The sequence below is a fragment of the Bradyrhizobium sp. AZCC 2176 genome (genome assembly GCF_036924645.1).
In the GTDB taxonomy this organism is placed as follows: Bacteria; Pseudomonadota; Alphaproteobacteria; order Rhizobiales; family Xanthobacteraceae; genus Bradyrhizobium.
Map to the genome: position 1 here is coordinate 4,398,831 of NZ_JAZHRX010000001.1, position 22,960 is coordinate 4,421,790.

A 22,960-nucleotide genomic window follows, 5' to 3' on the forward strand; every position below is an offset into this window, starting at 1 on the left:
AGGTGAATGTCGTCAAAGCCGGTTCATATCGCCCAGATTTCCGACCTGCATATCAAGCCGCCGGGATCGCTGGCCTATGGCCGGGTCGATACCGCCAAGGCGCTCGAACGTTGCGTCGCGGCGCTGAACGAATTCGATCCGGCGCCCGATTTTGTGGTCATCTCAGGCGATCTCGCCGACACGCCGGCGGCTGAGGAATATCAATATCTCAAGCGGCTGCTGGCGCCGCTTAAACTTCCATTCGCCGGTGTTCCCGGCAATCACGATTCGCGCGAGTTGATGCGGGCTGCGTTTCCTTCCGCTTCGTATGCCTTCGTATCCGGACCGCTCAATCAGAAGATCGAGATCGCCGGGCTCGATCTGCTGTTGCTGGATTCAAGCGTGCCTCGAAAGCCGCATGGCGAACTCGGAGAGACTACGCTGCAATGGCTTGACGCTACCCTGGCTTCGCCGCCCGACCGGCCGGCACTTCTGTTCCTGCACCATCCCCCGTTCAAGGCGGGTATATGGCATATGGACAGCCAGAATCTCCTCAACGCAGACGAACTCGCGCCCATCGTGCGCCATCATCCGCGCGTGCAATTGATCGCAACCGGGCACGTCCATCGTGCGACACTGACCATGTTTGCGGGCGTGCCGACCACGATCTGCCCGGCCCCGAATCATGCGGTCGATCTCGACCTTGCTGAGCTGCGCGAACCCTCCTTCAAGGTCGAGCCGCCGGCTTTCCATCTCCATACGTGGTTTCCAGGCGAGGGGTTCGGCACCGTCGTTACCCATCAAGTCCCCATTGGCACCTTCGACGGTCCGCATCCGTTCTTTGGCCCGGACGGAAAGCTGCTGTAGCCGCCTGCCCGCCTCCTGCTGATCGATACTGGATTCGCGGCCGGGCCGTTTCACGGTCCGGGACCGATTGCAAAGTGGAGAGTTCGAGCGCAAGCTTTCCCCAAGAAATAGCGGCTCCGATCAAGCAAACTGGTCGCTGATATGTTTTGGGGAGCACGAATGCGCCTGATCCATTTGCTGATTCCAGTGTTCGCGCTGCTCGCAAGCTACCAGGCGATCGCCCAGGCGAACTATCCGGACCGGCCCATCAAGATGATCGTGCCGCTGGCCGCGGCAAGTGCGGTCGATGTCGCCGCGCGGATCGTCACCCAGAAGATGGCTGACAATATGGGTCAGCAGATCGTGATTCTCAACCAGCCGGGCGCGTCGGGGCTGATGGGGGCCGAGGCCGTCGCCCGCGCCGAACCGGACGGCTACACGATTGGCGGGTTCAACGACAGCATCATGACCATGGTGCCGAACCTGCAGTCCAAGATGCGCTGGGACATCCTCAGGGATTTCGAGCCGGTGTCGCTGGTCGCGACGGTAGAGTGGGGGCTGGTTGCCAACAATCAAGCCAGCTTCAAGAGCGCAGCGGACCTGATCGCGGCCGCGAAGGCGGCGCCCGGCAAGGTCGATTATGGCTCGGGCGGGCCGGGAAGCCCGCAGCATCTGGCGATGGCGATGTTCGCGTCGGCTGCCGGCATATCGCTGACGCATGTGCCCTACAAGGGCGCCACCCAAGCCGCAACTGACATTGCTGCAGGCCAGATTCCCGTCGGCTTCCAGGGCCTGGGCACGGTCGCAACGCTCGTGCGTGGTGGTCAACTCAGACTGATCGCGGTGACTACCGAGAAGAGATTGTCGCAATTCCCTGATGTGCCGACTGTCTCGGAATCCGGTCTGCCCGGCTTCTTCTTCAACTCATGGTTCACAATTCTCGCCCCAGCCAATACCCCGAAGGATATTATTGCCCGCCTGAACGCCGAGGTGCTGAAGGCTGTCGGCGATCCCGATGTGCGCCGCAAGCTCGAAGAGCTGGGCTTCGCTGTGCGCGGCAACTCGGCGGAGGAGCTGCGCGCCATGACGCGCGATCAGCTTGCGAAGTATGAGCGCGTGATCAAGGAAATGGGAATCGCCAAGGAGTAGCCGCCGGCAAGCATATTGGACTTCATATGCTTTGCCCGAATTCTTCGCTGAAATAACCTGCTGGCGGCGCAGATTGGAACGGCCGGCAAGATCGCAGATCCTGCTGGCTTTTTGCTGCAAGCCTGCCCCGCGGGCTGCGCCGACAGTGCGATCCGGCCATGTTTCTGCCGCTATGAGGGGCATTGGTCCTATTTTCCGCCGCCAAATCGACGCGCTGGGGCGCTTTCCGGTTGAAAAGCCGGCCCGCGTTGATTACGGAAGGGCTGCCATCCCGTGTTCCCAGGAGTTGACTGGCGTGCCTCAACAAAGGACGGGTGAAGCTCACGGATTCTCGAGCAGCAAACTGTCGGTCTTGCGCAAGCACCCGATTTTTGCCGATCTCGAGCCAGAGGCGTTCGAGCAGCTCTGCCGTTACGCCAAACACTCCACGCTGAAGCGGGGCGCCACGCTGTTTTCCAAAGGGGATCCCGGCCACAGCCTTTACGCGGTCATTTCGGGTACGGTGAAGATGAGCATTTCCTCGCCGGATGGCCGCAACGCGATCCTGAACATCGTCGGACCCGGGGAAATTTTTGGCGAGATCGCGCTGCTCGACGGAAGAGCCCGCTCCGCCGACGCCATTGCAAACAGCACTTGCGAACTCTTCGTCATCGACCGGCGCGAATTCATCCCCTTTGTGAAAGCGCAACCGGCGCTGGCGATGAAATTCATCGAATTGCTCTGCGAGCGGCTGCGATGGACCAGCGATCAGGTCGAGCAGATCATCCTGCAGAACCTGCCCGGACGGCTCGCCAGCGCGCTGCTTCGCCTGTCCGAAAAGCACACGTCGGCGTCGCAGGGCCGAACCATCGCGATCACCCAGCAGGAGATCAGCGAGATGGTCGGCATGACCCGGGAGAGTATCAACAAGCAGTTGCGTGCCTGGGCAGGTCGCGATTGGGTGCGCCTCGAGCACGGTGCCATCGTCGTGCTGAACGCCGAGATGCTTCGTGAGATGGCGGAGGCGGGGTCCGGCCACGAGGGCGAATAGGGATCTGCGGCGGCCGCAGTCCGTAACTTCACGTGGCACCCCAGCATCTATGAAGCGCGCTAAGCCGAGAACGACGGGATGGCGGCAGGCTGGCCGCAACGTTCACATATCAAACACTGCGACCGCGCGGATCGGCGAAGCCGTCCCGCCGCGCCACTTCATCGGCAGGCCGATGAAGATGAACTGGCCGCGCCCGAGCAGCGCTTCGAGATTGCACAGGCTCTCGATATGGGTGATGTCGAGGTCGAGGCAGGCCTTGTGGACGAGAGCATTCACCTTGCCCTCAGGTCCCGGCCGCATCGAATCGATACCGAAATGCACGACGCCCTGCTGCGCCAGCCACTCGGTGGCGGCGACGTTCACGCCGGAATTGTCGCTCGAATATTCCTTGTGGGGGAATGTTCTCGCGTGGTGACCGGTGCAGAGCAGCACGGTGCCGCCCTTCGGCACCGGCAGGCCGGCCTTCGCCACCGCCGTCTCGAGGTCGGCAGGCGTGATCTCGGCGCGCGGTGCAATGTGGCGCAGGTCGATGCAGATGCCCGGCACGATGCATTTCTCCAGCGGATACTCATCGATGGGTATGCCGCTTTTGCCGAAATGTCTGGGCGCGTCGATATGGGTGCCGGCGTGGTCCACCATGGAGATGAACATCGACGCTAGCCCGTGCACATTTCCGGACTCGGCAAAGGATTCTTCGTGGGTCTTCCAGACGCCGTGCATGACCGGAGGGTGGCCGGGATAGCTCGGCGTGCGATGATAGAGCTCCCGGCTGAGGTCGACGATCTTCACGCAAAGTCTCCCCGCCGCGAACTGCGGCGCCTGTTCTAGAACCCGAACGCCCTCGGCAGCGCCAGCGACAGCCAGGGAACGTAGGTCACGATCATCAGCACCGTAAACATCACGTAATAGAATGGCCAGATGCCGCGCATCACCTCATCGACCGAAACCTTGCCGATGGCGCAGCCGACGAACAGCGTCGTCCCCACCGGCGGCGTCAGCAGGCCGATGCCGAGATTGAGCAGCATGACGATGCCGAAATGCACGGGATCGATGCCGAAGCTCTTCACGACGGGCAAGAGGATCGGTGTACAGATTAGCAACAGGGGGGCGAGGTCTAGCGCCGTTCCCAGAACCAGCAGCATGATGTTCAACCACATCAGCAGCACGTATTTGTTGCTCGATATGGCAACGAAGAACTCGGTCATCTTGGCCGGCATCTGCATCAGCGCGGCGACGTAGCCGAAGCATGATGCGGTGGCCACTAGCGTCAGTACCATCGCCACGGTCTGCAGCGTCTTGTAGACCAGTAGCGGCAGTTCGGACCATTTGTAGTCGCGGTAGATGAACATCGTGACGAAGAACGCCCAGACGCAGGCGACCGCACCCGCCTCGATCGGCGTGAAGACGCCGGTGAGGATGCCGCCCAGAACGATGACCAGCGTCACGATCCCCCATACGGCGTCACCTAGCATCCTGATCGCCTGCCGGATCGGCACAGGCTCCCCCTTGGGATGTTTGTCGCGATAGGCGTAGAACAGGCAGAGCACCATCAGCGAAAAGCCGAGCAGCAGGCCGGGGAGCACGCCGGCCAGAAACAGGCTGGTAATCGAGACCACGCCGCCGGTCGCCAGCGAATAGATCACCGAGTTATGGCTCGGCGGAATGATGATGGCCTGCAGCGAGGCGCTGATGGTCACATTGGTTGCGAACACCCGCGGATAGCCCTTGGCGGCCATCTGGGGAATCATCACTGAACCGATCGCAGATGTATCGGCAACCGACGATCCGGAGATGCCGCTCATGATCGTGGTCGCGAGAATATTGACCTGCGAGAGGCCGCCCCGCATGCGCGTGAAGCCGACGACCACGGCTGCAAAGTCGACCAGCCGCCTGGCCATGCCGCCCTCGGCCATGATGGCGCCCGCCAGCACGAAGAACGGAATGGTCAGCATCGAGACCTTACCGACGCCGCTGGCGAATTGCTGCATGACCGCGCCGACCGGCAAGTCGATCCAGAGCGCGCCAACCAGCGAGGACAGCGCCAGCGCATAGGCGATCGGCATGCCGATCGCGAAGAAGAAGCACATGCTGAGAAGGAGAACAGCGATATCCATGGGAGTTACTCGATCGGTACGTGGGCGTCGCTGCCGTCACGCGGCGGCGGGCCGATGGTCAGGCGTTCGACGACAAACAGGAGCATCATGGCGCCGCTGACCGCGATCGGAAGATAGGTGATGCCGACCGACAGCCACGGAAATTCGTCCACCGAATTCTCCCAGGTGGTGTGAACGAGCCGGAGCCCCCACACCACCATGAAGATCGCAATCACGCCCATTAGGACTTCGCTGAGGAACAGCGAGGCGCGGCGCAACAGCGGCGGCAGCAAATCGGTGCCCACCGTCATGTTCATGTGGATACGCTGGCGATAGCAGTTGGCCGAGCCGATGAAGGTGATGCCGACGGTCAGCAGCACGGCCATCGGTTCGGGCCAAGACGAGGCACTGTTGAGGATGTAGCGGGTATAGACGGCCCACGGAATGACCGCCGAGACCAGCACGAGCGCCACGCACGCGATCACGGCGCCGGTCCAGTAAACCGCATCGTTCACACGCCGGAAAATTCCGGCCGCAGAATTGAACATTTCCACCTCAGAGAATGCGCTTCAAATCGCTTCAGCAGCTTGGCGAGGCGGTGGCCGGAACAGACGTGGTCCGGCCACTCGCCAATCGCGAGCCTGGCGCTAGTTCACCGCCTCGATGCGCTTGACCATCGCTGCGTATTTCGCGCCGTACTTGTCCCAGACTGGTTTGACGGCGTCCTGGAACGGTTTCTTGTCGATGTCGGTGATGATCTCGGTGCCGGCCGCCTTCATCTTTTCGATGGCGATGTTCTCCGCTTCATACCAGAGCACGCGCTGTTCGGCCTGCGCTTCCTTCGAAAGCTTCTTGATCAACGCCTGATCTTCCGGCGACAGCTTTTGCCAGGAGATGCGTGAAAAGACCAAAAGCTCCGGAATGATCAGGTGTTCGGTCATCGTGAAATACTTGGCCACCTGATAATGGTTCTGCGCGATGAACGATGGCGGATTGTTCTCCGCGCCGTCGACCACGCCCGTCTGCATCGAGCTGAAGACCTGATCGAAGCCGAGGGCTACACCGTTGCCGCCCAGCGCATTCATGGTGTCGACAAAGAGCGGATTGCCCATCATCCGGACCTTGAGGCCCTTGAGGTCGGCAATGGTCCGGATCGGCCGCTTGTTGTTGTAGACGTTGCGCGAGCCGGCGTTCATCCAGCACAGCGCGATCAGGCCGGTCTTTTCCGCCGCTGAAATCTTCGCCAGCAATTCGTCGCCGATCTCGCCGTCAATCACCTTCTCCATGTGCTTGGAGTTGCGGAAGACGAACGGCATGTTGAAGACGTTGACGTCGTCCACGACGGGGCCGACGGCGCCGACCGAAATACGGGCGATCTGCAGTGCGCCGAGCTGGGCCTGCTCGATCATTTCCTTTTCGCCGCCCAACTGCATCGACGGGAACATCTGGATCGTCAGCCGGCCGTTGGTGGCGGCTTCCAGCTTCTTGCCCATCCGGACGACGGCTTCGACGGTCGGATAGCCGAGCGGATGAACGTCCGATGCCTTCAGCACCATTTTCGTCTGCGCAAATGCGGACGATAGCGGCGTCGTGGCTGCCATCGTGGCCCCGAGCCCTGCGCTCAACTTGATGAAGTCGCGGCGTTTCATGTTGTTCCTCCTGATGTTGTTTATCGTTTTATGGACGTCTGAACTCTAGGGTCGCTCGTCGAAGTACTCCGGATTGATGTGTTGGGTAGCCGAGATGTTCTCGAGAAGGCTTTCGAGGTGGATCTCCATCGCCCGCCTTGCGCCCTCTGCGTCATGCGCCTCGATCGCGGTGAGGACAGCCTGGTGTTCGACGATCACTTTGGCGATTCGCCCGTGCTGGGGCAGGGTTAACCGGCGATAGCGATCGACGTGAACCTTGACCTGCTGGATATACTTCCAGATTCCTGGATAGCCGGCGACATCAGCGACTGTAGCATGAAACATTTCGTCAGCCTGATGGAACGTATCGCTGTCCCCGGCGGCGCTGGCCTCGCGCTGCCGCTCCAGGATCGACTGCAGCGCCAGTATTTGGCTCGATGTCGCACGTTCTGCGGCGAGCCGCGCGGTGGTTTCCTCCAGCGCCTTGCGGATGATGATGGCCTCGGGAAGTGCGGCCACCGGGATGCGCGAGACGAAGATGCCGGACTGGGGATAGATCTCGAGCAGGCCTTCATCCGATAATTTGAGGATCGCCTCGCGAACAGGCGTGCGGCTCACGCCGTAGGAGAGCGCGATTTGCGCTTCCGAGATGATCTCGCCGGGCCGGCGCTGCAGCGACACCAGTTCGACCCGAAGATCGGAATAGATCTTCGACGCCGCTGTTGCCGCGCGCGGCCTGCCGCTGCGGCGGGTGCCGGCGGCCATTCGTCGAACAGTAGGATCCGTCTTTTTCGATGCGCGGGCGGGCATGGCTGCTTTCTCGATTGATATATTAGTATATGAATTGGCTTTGACAATCGGAAATCGAGCCGCGCGTTGGTTTTGTGCCGTGCGCCCGGAGAGGCTCATCCAACAAGTGGAGCTCTACGCTGGCGCCTAGCCTCGGCCGCCGATGAAGCCGGCGCGTGTCCGCTGTTCAAGTTGTCCGGCGCCCGTCAGCAAGTCGATCAGGTTCTGCGCTTGTTGCGGGTGGACGGCGGCGATCGTGATGCCCGCCGTGTACATTGTTGCAAGTTCGCAGCCCGGCGGCAGTGAACCGGACAAGATGACGCCCTTGGTGCTGATGATCTCGGTCGATTGCGTACAACCGAGCGGACGTCGCGCCTCGGACGCCGCCAGTTCGCGCATCGCGGTTGCGCCATTCGGGAAAATCCTGAGGCGGGCGGCGACCTCGTCGGCGATACCGAGCTGCTGGAGGACATTTGCAACGTGAATTCCGGCCGTCGAGGTTTTGGTATCCGGCACGAAGATCGCGTCCGACCCCAGCAAGGCCTCGCGCAAATCAGCGGCATCCCTGACGGCGGCCGCGGGATCGCCGGTGCGAACGGCGAGGGCGGTCTCGACCAGGCCGATATCGGCCATCGAAGTGCCAACCACCAGCTTCTCCTCCGCCAGTCTGGCCACGAGCGCAGCTGTCAGAATGACGATGTCTGCCGGCGTGCCCTCGCGCAATCTGTCGGCCATGACGCCGACCGCGCCAAACTCGCCTGCGATATCGAAGCCGGTCTGGGACCTGAAAGCTGGCGTCAGGCTCGCGAGCAGGCCCTGTGCCGCACCGCCGCTCAGAATGTTCAGCGTGCTCATGCGGTCAATTCCATCGCGGCGATGATTCTATCGCGCGTGATCGGTAGATCGCGCACCCGCACACCGAGCGCATCGAACACCGCGTTGGCGATGGCTGCTGTAACCGGGCCATGGGCAGCCTCGCCGGCGCCGACCGGCTCGACATCGGGCCGCTGGATGACCTCAACCTCGACATCGGGCACTTCGCTGAAGCGCAGGATCGAATATTCCGTCCAGCCCGTGCTAGTGATGCGTTGCCGGTCGAAGCGGACGCGTTCCTTCAGCACCCAACTCGTGGCTTGAATGGCGCCGCCCTCGATCTGGTTGATGACGCCGTCCGGATTGATCGCTTCGCCGACATCGACCGCCAGTGTCAATTTCCTGACGCTGATCTCCTCGGCACCCTCGATCTCGGCGATCGCAGCGCAATAGGCGCCGGTGTTCTTGTAGCGGGCAAAGGCCACGCCGTGACCGATGCCCGGCTGCTTGTCGGGCTTCCACTTGGCGCGGGTGGCAACGGCGCGGATGACATCCTTGGCCCGCTCATCGCGCAAGTGGCGCAGCCGGAACGCGACCGGGTCCTCGCCGCGCTCGGCAGCGATTTCATCGAGGATGGATTCGATCGCAAACACATTGCCCTGCGCGCCCAGCGTTCGCAGCGCTGAGGTACGGATCGGCATGGTCGTCAGGCGATGGCTTTCGATGCGCCAGGATGGAAAATCATAAAGCGGGACCGAGTTGCGATCGCTGCCGCCGCCGTTGGCCTGCGGTGGATTGGTCGAGACCATGCGCGGAAACGGGTCGGCCAGCTCGAACCCCGCCAACAGCGCGGGGAGTGCCGCACGCCCCGGACGTGCTACGTGACCATTGCCCCAGATCGCGTGCCGCCAGTCGATGATTTCACCCTGCGTGTCAAGATCGGCCTCGATCTCGATCGCCATCGCCGCCCCAAAGGGTGCATCGGACATTTCGCTCTGGCGCGACCACTGTACGCGCACCGGCAGGCCGCCGGCGGCTTTGGCGAGCAGTACGGCATCGAGCGCGACATCGTCGGCGGCATTGTGGCCGTAACAGCCCGCGCCTTCCATGTGCTCGACCGTGATGTTTTCGACCGGCAGTTTGAGAACCAGCGCCAGATCGGCGCGCAGGAGATAGATGCCCTGGCTGTGGGTCCAGACATGGACGCGGTCGCCGTCCCACTGCGCCATGGCGCAGGACGGCGCGATCGATGCGTGCGCAATGTAGGGGCGGGTATATTGCCGCCGGATGGTCCGCGCCACCGTGCCGGACGATGCGGTCGTTTTCTTGTCGATCGTCGTCGCTTCCGATGGCTGGGCTTTCAGGAATGAAGCCAGATCGTTTTCATCGGGCAGGGGCTCGCCGTCGGACCAGGACGCGCCTTTGCGCAGGGTATTGAGCGCCGCGTCCGCGCCATGCTCGGTCTCGCTGACGACACCGGCAAAACTGCCGTCGCGCACGATCGCGACGAAACCAGCGACGGCGCGGACGCCATCCTCCTTCAATTCGATAAGTTTGGCGCGCGCGTTCTCCGGCCGCAGCACGCGGCCATGCAGCATTCCCGTCAACGTCTGATCATGAATGAATCGCGGCCGGCCCAAAACCTTGTCCGGAATGTCGATCCGCTGAGTTGAATTCCCGGCCAGCGCCCGGCGCGATGCGATCTTTGGCGTTATCCCGGGCGTGGCGTCCCGATCGAGCGAGACTTCCTTGGCAAGCTCCCAATAGCTGGTCCTGACATTGCCCGGTCCTGAAATGGTGCCGTCCTCGATGTCGAGCGCATCGATATCGACCCCTAGCCGTTCCGCCGCCTGCTGAAGAAATATCCGGCGAACCTCTGCGCAGGCATGGCGCAGCGCGCGGCCGGATTGCTGGATGGAAAGGCTGCCCGATGTGACGCCCTCGTTGGGGCTGGCCACAGTCGATGCCCGGACCATCTGCACGCGCGACAGATCGACATCGAGTTCGTCCGCGGCGATCTGCGCCAGTGCCGTCACGATGCCTTGCCCGATCTCCACCTTGCCAGGCGAGATCGCTACCTGTCCGGTGCTTGAGAACTTCAGCCACGACGACAGCTTCGGGTTCGCGGCGAGGCTAACCGGCAGTGCAGGCGGGGAGGGAGCAGGCGCCTTCTGACTCATCCTGCCGCCATTTCTTCCGCCGCGCGCAGCACCGCCCGGACCATGCGATTATGCGAACCGCAGCGGCAGAGGTTGCGGTCGAGCGCTTCCTTCACCTCGCGGCTTGACGGCGACGGGTTTCGCTTCAATAGCGCCGCTGCGCTCATCAGGATGCCGGAGACGCAATAGCCGCATTGCATCGCCTGTTCGGCGATGAAGGCACGCTGCAGCGGATGCGGGCGCTCGCTCGTTCCCAGTCCTTCGATCGTCATGACATCCTTGTCCGCCACCGACCAGAGCGGCGTGTCGCAGGCGGACACTGCGCGGTCGCCGATAATCACGTTGCAGGCGCCACATTCGCCGGCGCCGCAGCCGAAATGCGGCCCGGTCATGCCGAGTTGCCCGCGCAGAACATCCAGCAATGACCGGTCGGGATCGGCGTCAATTTCCGTCTCGGCGCCGTTGAGGCGAAATCGAACGCTCGGCATCGAGGGCGAACCTTCTCTTGTGGCTTCTTATTGCGGCGGCTTGTCGAACTTCTTGACCACTTCGGCCCACTTCACAATATCGCCGCGCAGAAATTTGTCGAACTCATCCGGCGTCATCGACATAGGAACAGCGCCCTGCTGGGTCCAGAGCTTGACGATATCGGGTCGTTTCACAACTGCGTTCACGGCCGCATTGAGTTTGTCGACGATCGGCTTTGGCGTGCCCGCCGGCGCCATCAGGCCGAGCCAGATCGTGGCCTCATAGCCGGGAATGCCGGCTTCGATCACTGTCGGCGCATTGGGCAGGACGGTCGATCGCGTCTTGCCCGTGGTGGCCAGCGCGCGCACCTGATTTTCGGCGACGTTGGGTGCCATCGCCGGAACCGCGTCGATCATCATCTGCACCTGGCCGCCGATCACGCCGCTGCGCGCCTCGCCGCTGTTGCGGTAGGGCACGTGCAAGACGTCGATGCCGGCCATGGCTTTGAACAGTTCGCCCGCCATGTGGTACGGCGTACCCTGGCCTGATGACGCGTAGTTCAATTTCCCGGGCTGCGATTTGGCGAGCGCGATGAACTCCTGCAGCGTCTTCGCCTGCACGGAGGGATGAACCACGATGACGAGGTCGGAGTAGTTGACCGGCGCGATCGGCGCGAGATCGCGCATCAGTTCGTATTTGCGCTGCGGGACCAGCGATTCATTCGCGGTCTGGGTATTGGACATCATCAGCAGCGTGTAACCGTCCGGCGGCGACTTGGTGACTTCCTGCGTGCCGATGACACCGCCGGCTCCCGTGCGGTTTTCGATCACGAAGGGCTGGCCGAAACTCTCCTGCAGAATGTTGCCGATCTGGCGGGCGGTGACGTCGGCTGGCCCGCCGGCGCCGAATGGAACAATCACCTTCACCGGCCGGGAGGGGTAATCCTGCGCCTGCGCACCGGTGAGCGATATTGCGAGCAGAGTTGCAGCCAGAGCCAATACAATTCGTGGGCCCGTCATTTCTCCATCCCCTGACTCTTTTTGTTCCTTTCGGCAAGTTTAGCTGCAATGCGAACGGGCTGTCGACGAAAGACTGGCTGCGCGCGTTTGAAATAAAAGATAGGCTCGGGTGTAGCGGTCCGAGCAGGGACGAGCCCGAACAGAAGGCTCAACAAACGGCAATTGGGAGCGCCAATGAAAAACTCGATCTCGCGACGCAATGTGCTCCAGGGCGCCGCCGCCGTTTTCGCAGGCGCAGCATTTTCCACGCGCGTCATGGCCGCTGCGCCGTCGCCGGAGGCCGTGACGCCGGCGCTGATCGACGCGGCGAAGAAGGAAGGCAAGGTCATCTATTACACCTCGACCGATTTGCCGGTCGCGGAGAAGCTGGCCAAGGCGTTCGAGGCGAAATATCCGGGCATCGCGGTGCGCGTCGAGCGCACCGGTGCCGAGCGCGTATTCCAGCGCATCGGCCAGGAATATTCCAGCAATATCCACGCCGTCGACGTGGTGAACTCGTCCGACGCCGCGCATTTCATCGTCTGGAAGCGCGACGGCATTCTGGCGCCTTACGTACCGGAAGAGGTGGCAAAATTCTATCCGGCCGAGCACAAGGACCCGGACGGCCAGTTTGCGAGTTTTCGCGTCTGGCTCAGCATCATCGCCTACAACACCAATCTGGTGAAGGCGGAGGACGCGCCGAAGAGTTTTGCCGATTTGCTCGATCCCAAATGGAAGGGCAAGATCGTCAAAGCGCATCCGGGTTACAGCGGCACCATCATGACCGCGACCTACCAGATGCAGCGCGATCTCGGCTGGAGCTTCTTCGAGCAGCTTGCCAAGCAGAACATCATGCAGGTGCAGTCATCGGCTGATCCGCCGAAGAAGCTCGATCTCGGCGAGCGCGCGGTGATGGCCGACGGCAACGAATACAACATCTTCCAGATGAAGGAGGCGGGGCGTCCGGTCGAACCGGTTTATGCCGCAGAAGGGTCGCCGCTGATCATCGGGCCGAACGGCGTCTTCAAGGATGCACCGAATCCGAACGCCGCAAGGTTGTTCCAGTCGTTCAGTCTCAGTCGCGAGGCCCAGCAACTCATCATCGATGTCGGCGGCCTCCGCTCGGTGCATTCGCAAACCGTCGAAAAGGCGGGACGCAAGTCGCTGAAGGACATCAAGACCATGAAGGACGACGCCGCGGCGGTAGAGAAGGAGAGCGAATCGATCAAGGCGCGCTACACAAAAATCTTCCGCATTTGACCGATATGGCCTCCGGACTGCCCAGGATTTCGGTCGCCGAAACGCTTGCCGAAAAGATCGTCGCACTGCGATCCGGCGCATTGCCGGCTGCCACCGCGCGCAAATGCGAGGACCTGCTGATCGACGTGATCGGACTATGCGTCACCGCGCGCAACGAGGCCTACGTCAGAAGCGCGCTCGGGGGTTGCGACGATGACGGCCTGTGTACCGCGATTGGGCATAAGCGTGCGCTGAACGCGGCAGGAGCCGCCTTCGTCAACGGCACCGCCGCGCATGGCGAGGATTTCGACGACACGTTTGAGGGCGGCCCGGTTCATGCAGGCGCCGTGATCGTGCCGGCTGTGCTCGCTGCCTGCGAGCGGCATAACCCTGACGGCCGAATGGCGCTGGTCGGGATCGCCGTCGGCACCGAAGTGCTCTGCCGGCTGAGTCTCGTGGTGCCAAAGGCCGTCCACAAAGCCGGCTTCCATCCGACAGCGATCTTCGGCGCTATGGCCGCGGCCGCCGGTGTCGGTACAGCGCTTGGTCTCAATGCCAGGCAGATCGTTGATGCGCTCGGCATCGCCGGCAGCATGGCCGGCGGCATTATCGAATATCTCGCCGAAGGCGCCTGGACCAAACGGCTGCATGCCGGATGGGCGGCGCAGTCCGGTATCCGCGCCGCGCTGCTGGCGCGGGCAGGGTTCGTCGGCCCGCGCACGGTTTTCGAAGGCGTGCACGGATTGTTCCATGGCTTTGCACACACCACGGAGGGGGATTACGGCGCGTTGACCAGCGATTTCGGCACCCGCTGGGTAACGGACACGCTGGCGTTCAAGCCTTATCCATGCGGGACGATGGCGCAGCCCTATATCGACTGCGCGCGCCGGCTGGCCGCGCGTGGCATCAAACCCGAGGATGTCACCGAGATCGTCTGCGAGGTGGCGGAGGGAACGGTGCACCGGCTGTGGGAGCCGCTCGCCGACAAGCAGCGTCCGCGCAACGGCTATGCCGCGAAATTCGCCGTGCCTTATCTGCTGGCCACCGGATTCGTGCATGGCGGGGTCGGGCTCGGCGCGTTCACGGAAGGCGCGATCAGCGATCCGCGTGTGCTGGCGCTTGCAGCCAAGGTGAAGTTCGTGATTGACCCGGATAATCCCTATCCGAACAATTATACTGGCCATATCCGCGCCGTGCTCAGGGACGGCAGCGTAGTTGAGGAGCGTCAACCGTACTTGCGCGGCGGCGCACAGGAGCCACTGACGCGGCAGGATGTGATCGACAAGTTTTTGCTCAGCGCGGAGCATGGCGGTTGGAGCGCCGTGCAAAGCGACGCGGCGCTGAAATTGATGGCGGGGCTGTACAATGGCTGCATCGATCTTTCCTCGTTACGCGGGTAGCGGCTCATGACCAAGGAACTCGCCGGCAAGGTCGCTGTCGTCACCGGCGCAGGCCGCAATATCGGCCGCGCGATCGCGCTGACCCTGGCGGAGGGCGGCGCGTCCATCGTGGTCAATGCGCGCAGCAACCGCGCCGACGCGGAAGCTGTTGCACGCGAGATCGAAGCCGCAGGTGGCAAGGCGCTGGTTCAGATCGGCGACGTCGCCGACGCCATGGCGGTGCAGGCCATGGCGGATGCTGCCGTGAAGCAATTCGGCCGTATCGATATCCTGGTCAACAACGCGGCGCTGCGCCGCGAAAAGCCTTTTGCCGAGATGGACTACGCGGCGTGGCGCGAAATCCTCGATGTGACCCTCGATGGAACGTTTCATTGCGTGAAGGCCTGTCTGCCGGCGCTACGCAAGTCAGGTGCGGGAACCATCGTCAATATCGGCGGCCTCAGTGCGCATACGGGCGCGAAGAATCGCGCGCATGTGGTGACGGCGAAGGCGGGCATCATTGGCCTGACGCGGGCGCTGGCCCACGATCTTGCCGATGACGGCATCACCGTGAACTGCGTGGTGCCCGGGCTGATCGGCACGCCACGTCCCAAGGACAGACCGGAGCCGGCGCACCATTTGATCCATCAGACCATCACCGGCAATCGGGGCATGCCGGAAGACGTCGCCGCAACCGTGCGTTTCCTGTCCGGGCCCGCCGCGCGCTACATCAACGGCCAAGCCATCCACGCCAATGGCGGCGCCTATTTAGGCGCCTGATGCATGGCTAAAGGCCGTTTTTGCAGGTGCACCGCCGGACAAACCCTCTCGGCGACCGCGGCGTTTGATGTTACCTAGAAACGCATGAACCAGCATGCCAAGGTCGATATCCGCCACTCCACCTGTCCGCACGATTGTCCGTCGGCCTGCGCGCTCGACATCGAGGTAATCGACGGTCGTTCGATCGGCCGGGTCCGCGGCTCCAAGCTGCAGACCTACACGGCGGGCGTCGTCTGCGCCAAGGTCGCGCGCTACGCCGAGCGCATTCATCACCCGGATCGGCTGCTCCATCCGATGCGCCGCACCGGGCCAAAGGGTTCGGGCCAGTTCGCGCGGATTTCCTGGAATGAGGCGCTCGATGAAATCGCCGCGCGCTTCGATCAGGCCGAGCGCGAATTCGGCGCCGAATCCGTCTGGCCGTATTACTATGCCGGCACGATGGGGCTCGTCATGCGCGACGGCATTAATCGCCTTTCGCATGTGAAGAAATATTCGCGCTTCTATTCGACCATCTGCGCCAACATCGCGCGCGTCGGATTTGCCATCGGCACCGGCAAGATCGCCGGCGTCGATCCGCGCGAGATGGGGGCATCCGATCTCGTCGTGATCTGGGGCACCAATCCGGTGAACACCCAGGTCAACGTGATGACGCATGCCTCGCGCGCCCGCAAGGAGCGCGGCGCGAAGATCGCGGCGATCGACGTCTACAATAACGACACCATGAAGCAGGCAGATATCAAGATCCTGCTCCGTCCCGGCACCGACGGCGCCTTCGCTTGCGGCGTCATGCATGTGCTGTTTCGCGAGGGTTACGCGGACCGCGCCTATATGGATCGCTACACCGATTGTCCCGGCGAGTTGGAAGCGCATCTGGCAACACGTACGCCGGAATGGGCCTCGAAAATCTCGGGCGTGCCGGTCGACGAGATCGAGGCATTTGCGCGCCTCGTCGGCCAAACCAAACGTTCCTTCTTCCGGCTCGGCTACGGCTTTACCCGCAGCCGCAACGGTGCGGCGCAGATGCACGCGGCGCTTTGTATCCCGGCCGTGACGGGCGCCTGGCAATATGAAGGCGGCGGCGCATTCTTCAACAATGCCGGCATCTGGAAGTTCAACGAATCCATCATCGAGGGCCACGATGCGATCGACCGAACCACACGCTGGCTCGACCAGTCCAAAATCGGCCGCATCCTGACCGGCGATACCGAGGCCCTGAAGGGCGGCGGTCCCGTCAAGGCGATGCTGATCCAGAACACCAATCCGGTGACGGTCGCGCCCGAGCAGGCGCTGGTGCGTCAGGGCTTCGCGCGCGAGGATCTGTTCGTCGCGGTACATGAGCAGTTCATGACCGAGACGGCGGCCATGGCCGACATCGTACTTCCGGCCACGATGTTCATGGAGCATGACGATCTCTATTACGGCGGCGGGCACCAGCATATTTCGGTGGGCGCGAAGCTGATCGATCCGCCCGGCGAGTGCCGTTCCAATCACGAGGTGCTGCAAGGCCTCGGCCGCCGCCTCAACGCCGTGCATCCCGGATTTGAGATGACGCCGCGCGAGTTGATCGATGCGACCCTGAAGCAGAGCGGCCACGGCGATATCGAGACGCTGGAAGCCGATCTGTGGCGCGATATCCAGCCGGATTTTCGCACCTCCCATTATCTCGACGGCTTCGCGCACGCCGACAAGAAATTTCACTTCAAGGCCGACTGGGCGAATCCGCCGTGGGGCAATCCGGGCCTTGGTCCGTGGGCCGAGATGCCCTCGCTGCCCGATCACTGGACGATCATCGAGGAGGCGGATGAGAAGCATCCGTACCGCCTGGCGACGTCGCCATCGCGCAGCTATCTCAACACCAGTTTCAACGAGACGCCGGGATCGCAGGCCCGCGAGGGCATGCCTTCGGTAATGATGCATCCGGAGGACGCCGCAGGCCTTTCGATCGCCGATGGCGACGCCGTGACGCTCGGCAACACGCGCGGTGAAACTACGCTGACCGTGAAATTGTTCGACGGCGTGCGGCGCGGCGTTCTGATCGCCGAATCCATCCATCCGAACAAGGCCCATATCGGCGGCCGCGGCATCAACATGCTGACCGGGGCCGAAACGGTCGCTCCCGTCGGCGGCGCGGCGTTCCATGACAACAAGGTGTGGGTGAAGAAGGCTGCGCCCGCCGGCTAATTCCCACTTGCAGTCTACCGCCATCCTGCCGCAAATGTTTTCAAAGCAACAGCAGACAAGCGAGCGGGACAATGACCGACACGAGCAGCGTGATACGCGAGAAGCGTGGACAGGCGTTCTGGATTACCATCAACCGGCCGGACAAGCGCAACGCCATCAATGCCGACGTGGTCGCCGGCATCGCCCGTGGCTATCGCGAAGCGCATGACGACAAGGATGTCCGCGTCATCGTGCTGACGGGGGCGGGCGACAAGGCGTTTTGCGCCGGCGCCGACCTGCAGAACAGCGGCGCAGCGTTTGCGACGGATTTTTCCAGACCCAATGTCGACTACGCCGATCTGCTGCGGCTGTCGCAGAACGCCACCAAGCCCGCAATCGCGCGGGTGGGCGGCGTCTGCATGGCCGGCGGCATGGGGTTGTTGTGCATGACCGACATGGCGGTCGCCGCCGATCACGTGATTTTCGGTTTGCCCGAGGTGAAGGTCGGCGTGTTCCCGATGCAGGTGCTGAGCCTGCTGCAGTCGATCGCGCCAAGGCGGCTGGTCAGTGAATGGTCGCTGACCGGCGAGCCGTTCGACGCGCACATCGCTAAGGAAGCCGGCCTCCTGAACTACGTCGTGCCGTCGGCCGAGCTCGACGCCAAGGTCGAGTGGCTGGTCAGCCGCATCGTCGACAAGTCGCCGACCGCGATCCGGCGCGGCAAATACGCCATGCGGGCGATCGCCTCGATGTCGTTCGATGAAAGCATCGCCTACACCGAAAGCCAGATTGCGTTGCTGGCGATGACGGAAGACGCCAAGGAAGGCCTCAAGGCCTTCAGTGAAAAGCGCAAGCCCGCGTGGACGGGCAAATAGCTTGGTGGCCGTTTCTACGCGAGCTCTAGAGAGAGCTCGCAAAGGTAAATCAATGGCTTACGACGCTTTTTAGATGTCATTTTGAGGAGGGGCTGGGGCAGCTTTTGTTCGCTCCTCACGATGCTTCTTGGAGCCCGAGATCAGCTGTTTTCGCGTGCGCTTGGCATATGTTGGCAGCTGGCGTGTCGATCGATGACGGGCCGCGGCACGTAACTCAGCATCTGTAAGATCGCTGTCGGCACCTTCCGTGAAGCCACCGTGGCGGAACGAGGCAAATGAGAGTTCAGGTCGAAGTCCGCCGGCTTCGATCCCTCGCGCGATTATGAGTCGCTCGCCGGAGGCACTCGCCTTCGGGGCCCGCCGTCATTTCATTCCGGCGTCGCTATCACTGCCCCTATGCGGGTGCCTTAACCGGTCTCGCGACTGCAGTCGGTCCCGCGTCCCGCCGCGGTTCCCGCGTCGGCGCTATGCTGACGCTCCTGCCGCTGCCTCTTTCTCCTGCCTGCGCTTCGCTCCGGCGCGATCTCACTTGTCACGGGTTGGGGGAGCAAAATTGGAGGCTCGATGCGAGCTACAGCAATCATCATGGAGCCGCCCCCGTTTGGGTGGCTCAGGTGCGTTTCGCAAAGTCAGTCGAATATGGTTCATAAATAGATCGTATATATCCAAATGGGTTGTTTATACCACATGCCCATCGACACTTTCGTCGGATTGTTATATAAATAGGCCGTATAAGGTAATATGATCTGTTTATGGACATCACGTAATGCCGAAAACCCAACGCCCTCTCTCGCCCTATGCCGCTGATGCGGTGGCCCTTCTTGGCCAGCTCATTCGCAAGGCACGCATTGAACGCAAGCTCAAGGCCGTCGAGGTGACCGACCGGGCGGGGATCTCGCGTGGCCTCCTGCGGCGCATCGAGACGGGCGACGCCGGATGCACGATCCGCGCGGTCTTCGAGGTCGCGACTATTGTCGGCGTGCGACTATTCGATACCGATCAAGCCGCACTATCCAAGGCGGTCGAAACCAGTCGCGAAATAATGACGCTGCTGCCGAAATCGGTTCGCAGTCCGCGCATCGAGGCCGACGATGACTTCTGATGCCAACTACAGCCAGGCCTTTGTCTGGGTCTGGCTTCCGGATCAAACGGAACCTGTCGTCGCCGGCCTTCTGTCGGCGAGTGGCAAGCAACTCGTATTCAACTACGGGCGAAGCTACCTTGCGCGCAAGGATGCCGTTCCCCTCTACGCACCGGAATTGCCGCTGCGAACCGGAATCTTGCCACTCACGACGGGATTGAGCATGCCGAATTGCATTCGCGATGCGGCTCCCGACGCATGGGGCCGCCGCATCATCATCAATCGAAAATTCGGCGCGCAGGGCAAGAATGTCGATCCCGGCAACGTCGATGAGCTTACCTGTCTGCTGGAATCCGGTTCCGATCGCATCGGTGCATTGGATTTTCAGGCATCCTCCGCGGATTACGTGGCGCGAGAAGGAGGCGAGGTCTCTCTCCTCGACCTCCTGACCGCCGCTGCGCTGGTTGAAAAGGGCGTTCCGCTCCCGGCCGAACTCGACCAGGCCCTTCTCCATGGAAGCTCGATCGGGGGCGCGCGCCCCAAGGCGATGATCACGTCGGGCAACAAGAAATTTATTGCGAAATTCTCATCGCAGAACGACCTCTACGGCGTCGTCAAAGCCGAGTACATTGCCATGCGCCTGGCCGCCGAAGTCGGCCTGACCGTTGCCCCGGTGAGCCTTGAGCGCGCAGCGGGAAAGGACGTCCTCCTTATCGAGCGCTTTGATCGCGTGAAAGTGGAAGGCGGCTGGAGCCGGAAAGCCATGGTCTCCGCCCTCACGTTGCTCGAACTCGACGAGCTCATGGCCCGCTATGCCAGCTATGAGCAACTTGCGACCATCATTCGTCACCGATTTCAGGCGCCAAGGGAGACTCTGAGAGAACTCTTCGCGCGAATGCTGTTCAACATCCTCTGTGGAAACACCGATGATCACGCGCGCAATCACGCCGCCTTCTGGAACGGCAAGGAACTGTCCCTGACCCCAGCGTATGACCTTTGCCCGCAAAATCGAACCGGTGGAGAAGCCACCCAAGCCATGCTGATCATGGGCCAAGAACGTGCCAGCCAAATCGCACTGTGGCTGAAAGCGGCGCCTCTGTTTCTGATGAGCAATGCTGACGCAATTCTGCTTGCGACCAAACAGGTCAAGACGATCGTTCAGCGCTGGTCCGCTATATGCGATGAGGCAAAGCTCAACAAGGTAGATCGGAATTTTCTCTGGCGCCGCCAGTTCTTGAACCCGTATGCCTTCCTGGAAGCACCGGCAGCCGTAACGACGCTGATGGATTAGAAATGCACCTCGACCGCAGGACGCCACTTGATGTTGCAAGCGGCCTCCGGCGGCAGATACAAACTCAGCGTTCGCTTTCGAACATTAAGCGTGCGAGACCGCCTTCTTCAACTCTGCGATTCCAAGAAATTGTTAGCATATCACGTGACCCTGGAGGACGCGCTATATCCGCGAGCATTGGGATGAGATCTACGCGCTTGCCGGCTGAACAGTTTGCCATTCAACGCGACCGGCGAAGACAGAACGATGTCTGGAGGGTTTATGAGTTGAGTAGCTCGAACTTCCTACGAGCGTATTGAAGACGCTCAGACCTCAATCAAGGCATAGGGTCGACCGGTGGGCTTCTCGATTGATCGGGCCACGTTGTAGACCCGCGCGCCTCCGGGCGTGTGGCCTTCATAGCGGCCCTGATGGGCATGACCGTGCACCACCGCACTCACCTTAAATCGATCGATCGTTTCGCCAAGACGTGACGAACCGAGGAACGGAAGAATCTCCAGTGGCTCGCCCTCGACCGTATCGAGAATCGGCGCATAGTGTAGAACGACGACAGCCTGCTTGCTCGCCACCGCGCGCATGGCATTTTCGAGGCGCGTCGCTTCATTGACGGCTTCGGCGACCACACTCTTGACGACGGCCTCGCCGAACGAAGCAAGCATGCGGCGGCCGAACCCACCGATGAAGCCTTTTACCCCCACGAAGGTGACGCCGTCGATTTCGTACGACTGCCCGTTGAGCAGGTGCATCCCGGCACCCTTCAAAATGCGCTTTACGTCTTCAGTCTGCCCGGACTCGTAGTCGTGATTTCCGAGCACGCCGACAACGGGAATAGAGCAGGCGCGCAAATCCTCCGCCAGAAGTTCCGCTTCGGACGGCTTGCCGAGGTCAGTGAGGTCGCCGCAAAGGACGAGCACCTTGGCCTTGGTCGAGAGCTCGGCAAAGAGCTCTCGGAAGGACGACGTGCGGTCCTCCTTCACGTGGAGATCGCCAATGGCAGCGAAGGTGAGCTTGTCGGGCTTTTCGGACATCGCGCTACTCACTGTCCGCGTCTGTGTCGACAAAACCCCATTCCTCAACGGCCGGCTCATAATCGACCTGCGAAAACAGGCGCCCCCGACATATCTTCACGCGCGGAGGAGGAAGCTCGAACTGTGTCTTCAGGCGCGCGACCAGTTCGTCCATCAGCCAGCGCGGCACGCAATCGCGCTCGCTCGGATAGGCCCAGCGGAAGTTGAGTAGATGTGCCAGAAGCACCTCCCAATCCAACTCCATGTGGGCAAGCAGACGCCGCCAGTCGATCTGATCGTGCTGCTTGAGAATGAGATGCGCGATATCCGCGCCGTCGTAACGGTGCCGCAGTTGGACGAAGGCCTTGGACCAGATCAACTCGGTCGGGGCGATGATGCGCATCTGCGTGCCGAACACCTCGATATGCGGCGCGGATTCGAACCATTGGTCGGTCACGGGAGCCATGCCATGCCAGCACGCGAAGATCACATCGAAGAAGTGCTCGTCCTGGAAGACTTTGCCGAGCCAGCGTTCGTCCTCGATTTCGACGGTGTATCCGAGGTTCCGGAAGTGGTTGAGAACACGGGGATAATCAGTCGGCTTGCACACGATATCGAGATCTTTGGTGGCGCGCGCCACGCCGGTATAGGCGCTGAGCGCATACGTGCCTGCCAACAGAAACGGAAGGTCGAGCTTCGCGAGCTCGCGCAAGGCCTGGGCGTAAAACACCTCGGCGCGGGCCGATGGCACGGTCGGTGTGGCGGCTGCAGCGACCGTCTCTATAGATCCAGTGACCGGTCTGATCTCCTTCGCCATGAAGGCTCACTCGAAGCTCATCGGCTTCGGCCATGAGGGTGCCTATTTGACAATCGAACAGAGCATGCAAAGTTCCGCGCGCCCTTGGTCCCACCGGCAACAATCCGGTTTGCAATGGTCGATGGCCTTCGCTTTCAGCTCGTGCCTTGGCGACTGGCGTCGGAACAGCACCTCGGAAGGCAGATCTCAGGTCTCATGATGCCTAGGGGCAAGGTCGACTGGGATTCGGGACGAGAACTTGCGTCACGTAAGCCTCGAACGCCAAGCCCTCCATGGCGCCGTCGAGGACCATCGGCGCAGTCATGCCGGTCGCCCTGAGCGCGCCGACGAAGGTCGTTGCCTTCCAATGGCCGTGCGGGAGCGCTGCGGCCAGCGGTGG

Annotated in this window: 21 protein-coding genes and 2 pseudogenes; 11 read left to right on the plus strand and 12 right to left on the minus strand. The window is 62.0% G+C overall.

All coding sequences use genetic code 11. The features are described from left to right. Positions 1-6 precede the first annotated feature (6 nt). The 3 genes from V1288_RS20735 to V1288_RS20745 all read left to right on the plus strand — a co-directional run bounded on the left by V1288_RS20735 (position 7) and on the right by V1288_RS20745 (position 3,004). Positions 7-846, plus strand: a complete 840-nt coding sequence (locus V1288_RS20735) for a phosphodiesterase (protein ID WP_334358805.1) — start codon at positions 7-9, stop codon at positions 844-846. A gap of 159 nt (positions 847-1,005) precedes the next feature. Beyond that, complete coding sequence (locus tag V1288_RS20740) at positions 1,006-1,974, plus strand: Bug family tripartite tricarboxylate transporter substrate binding protein (RefSeq protein ID WP_334358806.1); 969 nt, start codon at positions 1,006-1,008, stop codon at positions 1,972-1,974. A gap of 295 nt (positions 1,975-2,269) precedes the next feature. After that, on the plus strand, positions 2,270-3,004 hold the full coding sequence (locus V1288_RS20745; RefSeq protein WP_334361361.1) for a Crp/Fnr family transcriptional regulator: 735 nt from the start codon (positions 2,270-2,272) through the stop codon (positions 3,002-3,004). Positions 3,005-3,106: 102 nt separating this feature from the next. On the opposite strand, the gene V1288_RS20750 is transcribed toward V1288_RS20745, so the two are convergent. From V1288_RS20750 to V1288_RS20790, 9 genes are all read right to left on the minus strand, one after another. Next, the gene (locus tag V1288_RS20750) at positions 3,107-3,793 is read right to left on the minus strand and encodes a cyclase family protein (protein ID WP_334358807.1); all 687 of its coding nucleotides are present in this window, start codon (positions 3,791-3,793) and stop codon (positions 3,107-3,109) included. 35 nt (positions 3,794-3,828) lie between these two features. Beyond that, a complete protein-coding gene (locus tag V1288_RS20755; RefSeq protein ID WP_334358808.1) occupies positions 3,829-5,118 on the minus strand; it encodes a TRAP transporter large permease in 1,290 nt (429 codons plus the stop codon). 5 nt (positions 5,119-5,123) lie between these two features. After that, a complete protein-coding gene (locus tag V1288_RS20760) occupies positions 5,124-5,645 on the minus strand; it encodes a TRAP transporter small permease (protein ID WP_334358809.1) in 522 nt (173 codons plus the stop codon). 99 nt (positions 5,646-5,744) lie between these two features. Further along, positions 5,745-6,746 carry a TRAP transporter substrate-binding protein gene (locus tag V1288_RS20765; RefSeq protein ID WP_334358810.1) on the minus strand — a complete coding sequence of 334 codons (1,002 nt, stop codon included), beginning with the start codon at positions 6,744-6,746 and terminating at the stop codon, positions 5,745-5,747. A 45-nt stretch (positions 6,747-6,791) separates the two neighbouring features. After that, the gene (locus V1288_RS20770; protein WP_334358811.1) at positions 6,792-7,490 is read right to left on the minus strand and encodes a GntR family transcriptional regulator; all 699 of its coding nucleotides are present in this window, start codon (positions 7,488-7,490) and stop codon (positions 6,792-6,794) included. Between the two features lie 171 nt (positions 7,491-7,661). Further along, positions 7,662-8,369, minus strand: a complete 708-nt coding sequence (locus V1288_RS20775; protein ID WP_334358812.1) for a molybdate ABC transporter substrate-binding protein — start codon at positions 8,367-8,369, stop codon at positions 7,662-7,664. Further along, the gene (locus tag V1288_RS20780; protein WP_334358813.1) at positions 8,366-10,507 is read right to left on the minus strand and encodes a xanthine dehydrogenase family protein molybdopterin-binding subunit; all 2,142 of its coding nucleotides are present in this window, start codon (positions 10,505-10,507) and stop codon (positions 8,366-8,368) included. Before V1288_RS20780 ends, V1288_RS20775 begins: the two co-directional genes overlap by 4 nt. Then, complete coding sequence (locus tag V1288_RS20785) at positions 10,504-10,974, minus strand: (2Fe-2S)-binding protein (RefSeq protein ID WP_334358814.1); 471 nt, start codon at positions 10,972-10,974, stop codon at positions 10,504-10,506. The genes V1288_RS20780 and V1288_RS20785 overlap by 4 nt, the downstream gene beginning before the upstream one ends. Before the next feature lie 27 nt (positions 10,975-11,001). Then, a complete protein-coding gene (locus V1288_RS20790; RefSeq protein WP_334358815.1) occupies positions 11,002-11,973 on the minus strand; it encodes a Bug family tripartite tricarboxylate transporter substrate binding protein in 972 nt (323 codons plus the stop codon). A gap of 174 nt (positions 11,974-12,147) precedes the next feature. Between V1288_RS20790 and V1288_RS20795 the strand changes: the two genes are divergently transcribed. The 7 genes from V1288_RS20795 to V1288_RS20825 all read left to right on the plus strand — a co-directional run bounded on the left by V1288_RS20795 (position 12,148) and on the right by V1288_RS20825 (position 20,757). Beyond that, on the plus strand, positions 12,148-13,212 hold the full coding sequence (locus V1288_RS20795) for an ABC transporter substrate-binding protein (RefSeq protein WP_334358816.1): 1,065 nt from the start codon (positions 12,148-12,150) through the stop codon (positions 13,210-13,212). 5 nt (positions 13,213-13,217) lie between these two features. Next, entirely contained in the window at positions 13,218-14,591 is a 1,374-nt protein-coding gene (locus tag V1288_RS20800; protein ID WP_334358817.1) for an MmgE/PrpD family protein, read from the plus strand. Between the two features lie 6 nt (positions 14,592-14,597). Further along, a complete protein-coding gene (locus V1288_RS20805; RefSeq protein WP_334358818.1) occupies positions 14,598-15,350 on the plus strand; it encodes a 3-oxoacyl-ACP reductase family protein in 753 nt (250 codons plus the stop codon). 84 nt (positions 15,351-15,434) lie between these two features. After that, entirely contained in the window at positions 15,435-17,531 is a 2,097-nt protein-coding gene (locus tag V1288_RS20810; protein WP_334358819.1) for a molybdopterin-dependent oxidoreductase, read from the plus strand. Positions 17,532-17,602: 71 nt separating this feature from the next. Then, complete coding sequence (locus V1288_RS20815; protein WP_334358820.1) at positions 17,603-18,385, plus strand: enoyl-CoA hydratase/isomerase family protein; 783 nt, start codon at positions 17,603-17,605, stop codon at positions 18,383-18,385. Positions 18,386-19,151: 766 nt separating this feature from the next. Next, entirely contained in the window at positions 19,152-19,487 is a 336-nt protein-coding gene (locus V1288_RS20820; RefSeq protein WP_334358821.1) for a helix-turn-helix transcriptional regulator, read from the plus strand. Beyond that, a complete protein-coding gene (locus V1288_RS20825) occupies positions 19,477-20,757 on the plus strand; it encodes a type II toxin-antitoxin system HipA family toxin (RefSeq protein ID WP_334358822.1) in 1,281 nt (426 codons plus the stop codon). Before V1288_RS20820 ends, V1288_RS20825 begins: the two co-directional genes overlap by 11 nt. Positions 20,758-21,062: 305 nt before the next feature. Here V1288_RS20825 and V1288_RS20830 read toward each other — a convergent pair whose 3' ends face one another. Beyond that, entirely contained in the window at positions 21,063-21,785 is a 723-nt protein-coding gene (locus V1288_RS20830; RefSeq protein WP_334358823.1) for a metallophosphoesterase family protein, read from the minus strand. A 4-nt stretch (positions 21,786-21,789) separates the two neighbouring features. After that, a complete protein-coding gene (locus tag V1288_RS20835) occupies positions 21,790-22,581 on the minus strand; it encodes a nucleotidyltransferase family protein (protein ID WP_334358824.1) in 792 nt (263 codons plus the stop codon). Between the two features lie 114 nt (positions 22,582-22,695). Here V1288_RS20835 and V1288_RS20840 point away from each other — a divergent pair. Next, positions 22,696-22,758: pseudogene (locus V1288_RS20840) on the plus strand (hypothetical protein); the annotation flags it as partial. Positions 22,759-22,807: 49 nt separating this feature from the next. Here V1288_RS20840 and V1288_RS20845 read toward each other — a convergent pair. Next, positions 22,808-22,948, minus strand: a pseudogene (locus V1288_RS20845) (IS630 family transposase); the annotation flags it as partial. Positions 22,949-22,960 lie beyond the last annotated feature (12 nt).

What these genes read in the sequence shown, in the direction of transcription:
- V1288_RS20735 (WP_334358805.1), top strand. Translation starts at nt 7, where the DNA reads ATGTCGTCAAAGCCGGTTCATATCGCCCAGATTTCCGACCTGCATATC.
- V1288_RS20740 (WP_334358806.1), top strand. Translation starts at nt 1,006, where the DNA reads ATGCGCCTGATCCATTTGCTGATTCCAGTGTTCGCGCTGCTCGCAAGC.
- V1288_RS20755 (WP_334358808.1), bottom strand. Translation starts at nt 5,118, where the DNA reads ATGGATATCGCTGTTCTCCTTCTCAGCATGTGCTTCTTCTTCGCGATC.
- V1288_RS20760 (WP_334358809.1), bottom strand. Translation starts at nt 5,645, where the DNA reads ATGTTCAATTCTGCGGCCGGAATTTTCCGGCGTGTGAACGATGCGGTT.
- V1288_RS20765 (WP_334358810.1), bottom strand. Translation starts at nt 6,746, where the DNA reads ATGAAACGCCGCGACTTCATCAAGTTGAGCGCAGGGCTCGGGGCCACG.
- V1288_RS20770 (WP_334358811.1), bottom strand. Translation starts at nt 7,490, where the DNA reads ATGGCCGCCGGCACCCGCCGCAGCGGCAGGCCGCGCGCGGCAACAGCG.
- V1288_RS20775 (WP_334358812.1), bottom strand. Translation starts at nt 8,369, where the DNA reads ATGAGCACGCTGAACATTCTGAGCGGCGGTGCGGCACAGGGCCTGCTC.
- V1288_RS20780 (WP_334358813.1), bottom strand. Translation starts at nt 10,507, where the DNA reads ATGAGTCAGAAGGCGCCTGCTCCCTCCCCGCCTGCACTGCCGGTTAGC.
- V1288_RS20785 (WP_334358814.1), bottom strand. Translation starts at nt 10,974, where the DNA reads ATGCCGAGCGTTCGATTTCGCCTCAACGGCGCCGAGACGGAAATTGAC.
- V1288_RS20790 (WP_334358815.1), bottom strand. Translation starts at nt 11,973, where the DNA reads ATGACGGGCCCACGAATTGTATTGGCTCTGGCTGCAACTCTGCTCGCA.
- V1288_RS20795 (WP_334358816.1), top strand. Translation starts at nt 12,148, where the DNA reads ATGAAAAACTCGATCTCGCGACGCAATGTGCTCCAGGGCGCCGCCGCC.
- V1288_RS20800 (WP_334358817.1), top strand. Translation starts at nt 13,218, where the DNA reads ATGGCCTCCGGACTGCCCAGGATTTCGGTCGCCGAAACGCTTGCCGAA.
- V1288_RS20805 (WP_334358818.1), top strand. Translation starts at nt 14,598, where the DNA reads ATGACCAAGGAACTCGCCGGCAAGGTCGCTGTCGTCACCGGCGCAGGC.
- V1288_RS20810 (WP_334358819.1), top strand. Translation starts at nt 15,435, where the DNA reads ATGAACCAGCATGCCAAGGTCGATATCCGCCACTCCACCTGTCCGCAC.
- V1288_RS20815 (WP_334358820.1), top strand. Translation starts at nt 17,603, where the DNA reads ATGACCGACACGAGCAGCGTGATACGCGAGAAGCGTGGACAGGCGTTC.
- V1288_RS20820 (WP_334358821.1), top strand. Translation starts at nt 19,152, where the DNA reads ATGCCGAAAACCCAACGCCCTCTCTCGCCCTATGCCGCTGATGCGGTG.
- V1288_RS20825 (WP_334358822.1), top strand. Translation starts at nt 19,477, where the DNA reads ATGACTTCTGATGCCAACTACAGCCAGGCCTTTGTCTGGGTCTGGCTT.
- V1288_RS20830 (WP_334358823.1), bottom strand. Translation starts at nt 21,785, where the DNA reads ATGTCCGAAAAGCCCGACAAGCTCACCTTCGCTGCCATTGGCGATCTC.
- V1288_RS20835 (WP_334358824.1), bottom strand. Translation starts at nt 22,581, where the DNA reads ATGGCGAAGGAGATCAGACCGGTCACTGGATCTATAGAGACGGTCGCT.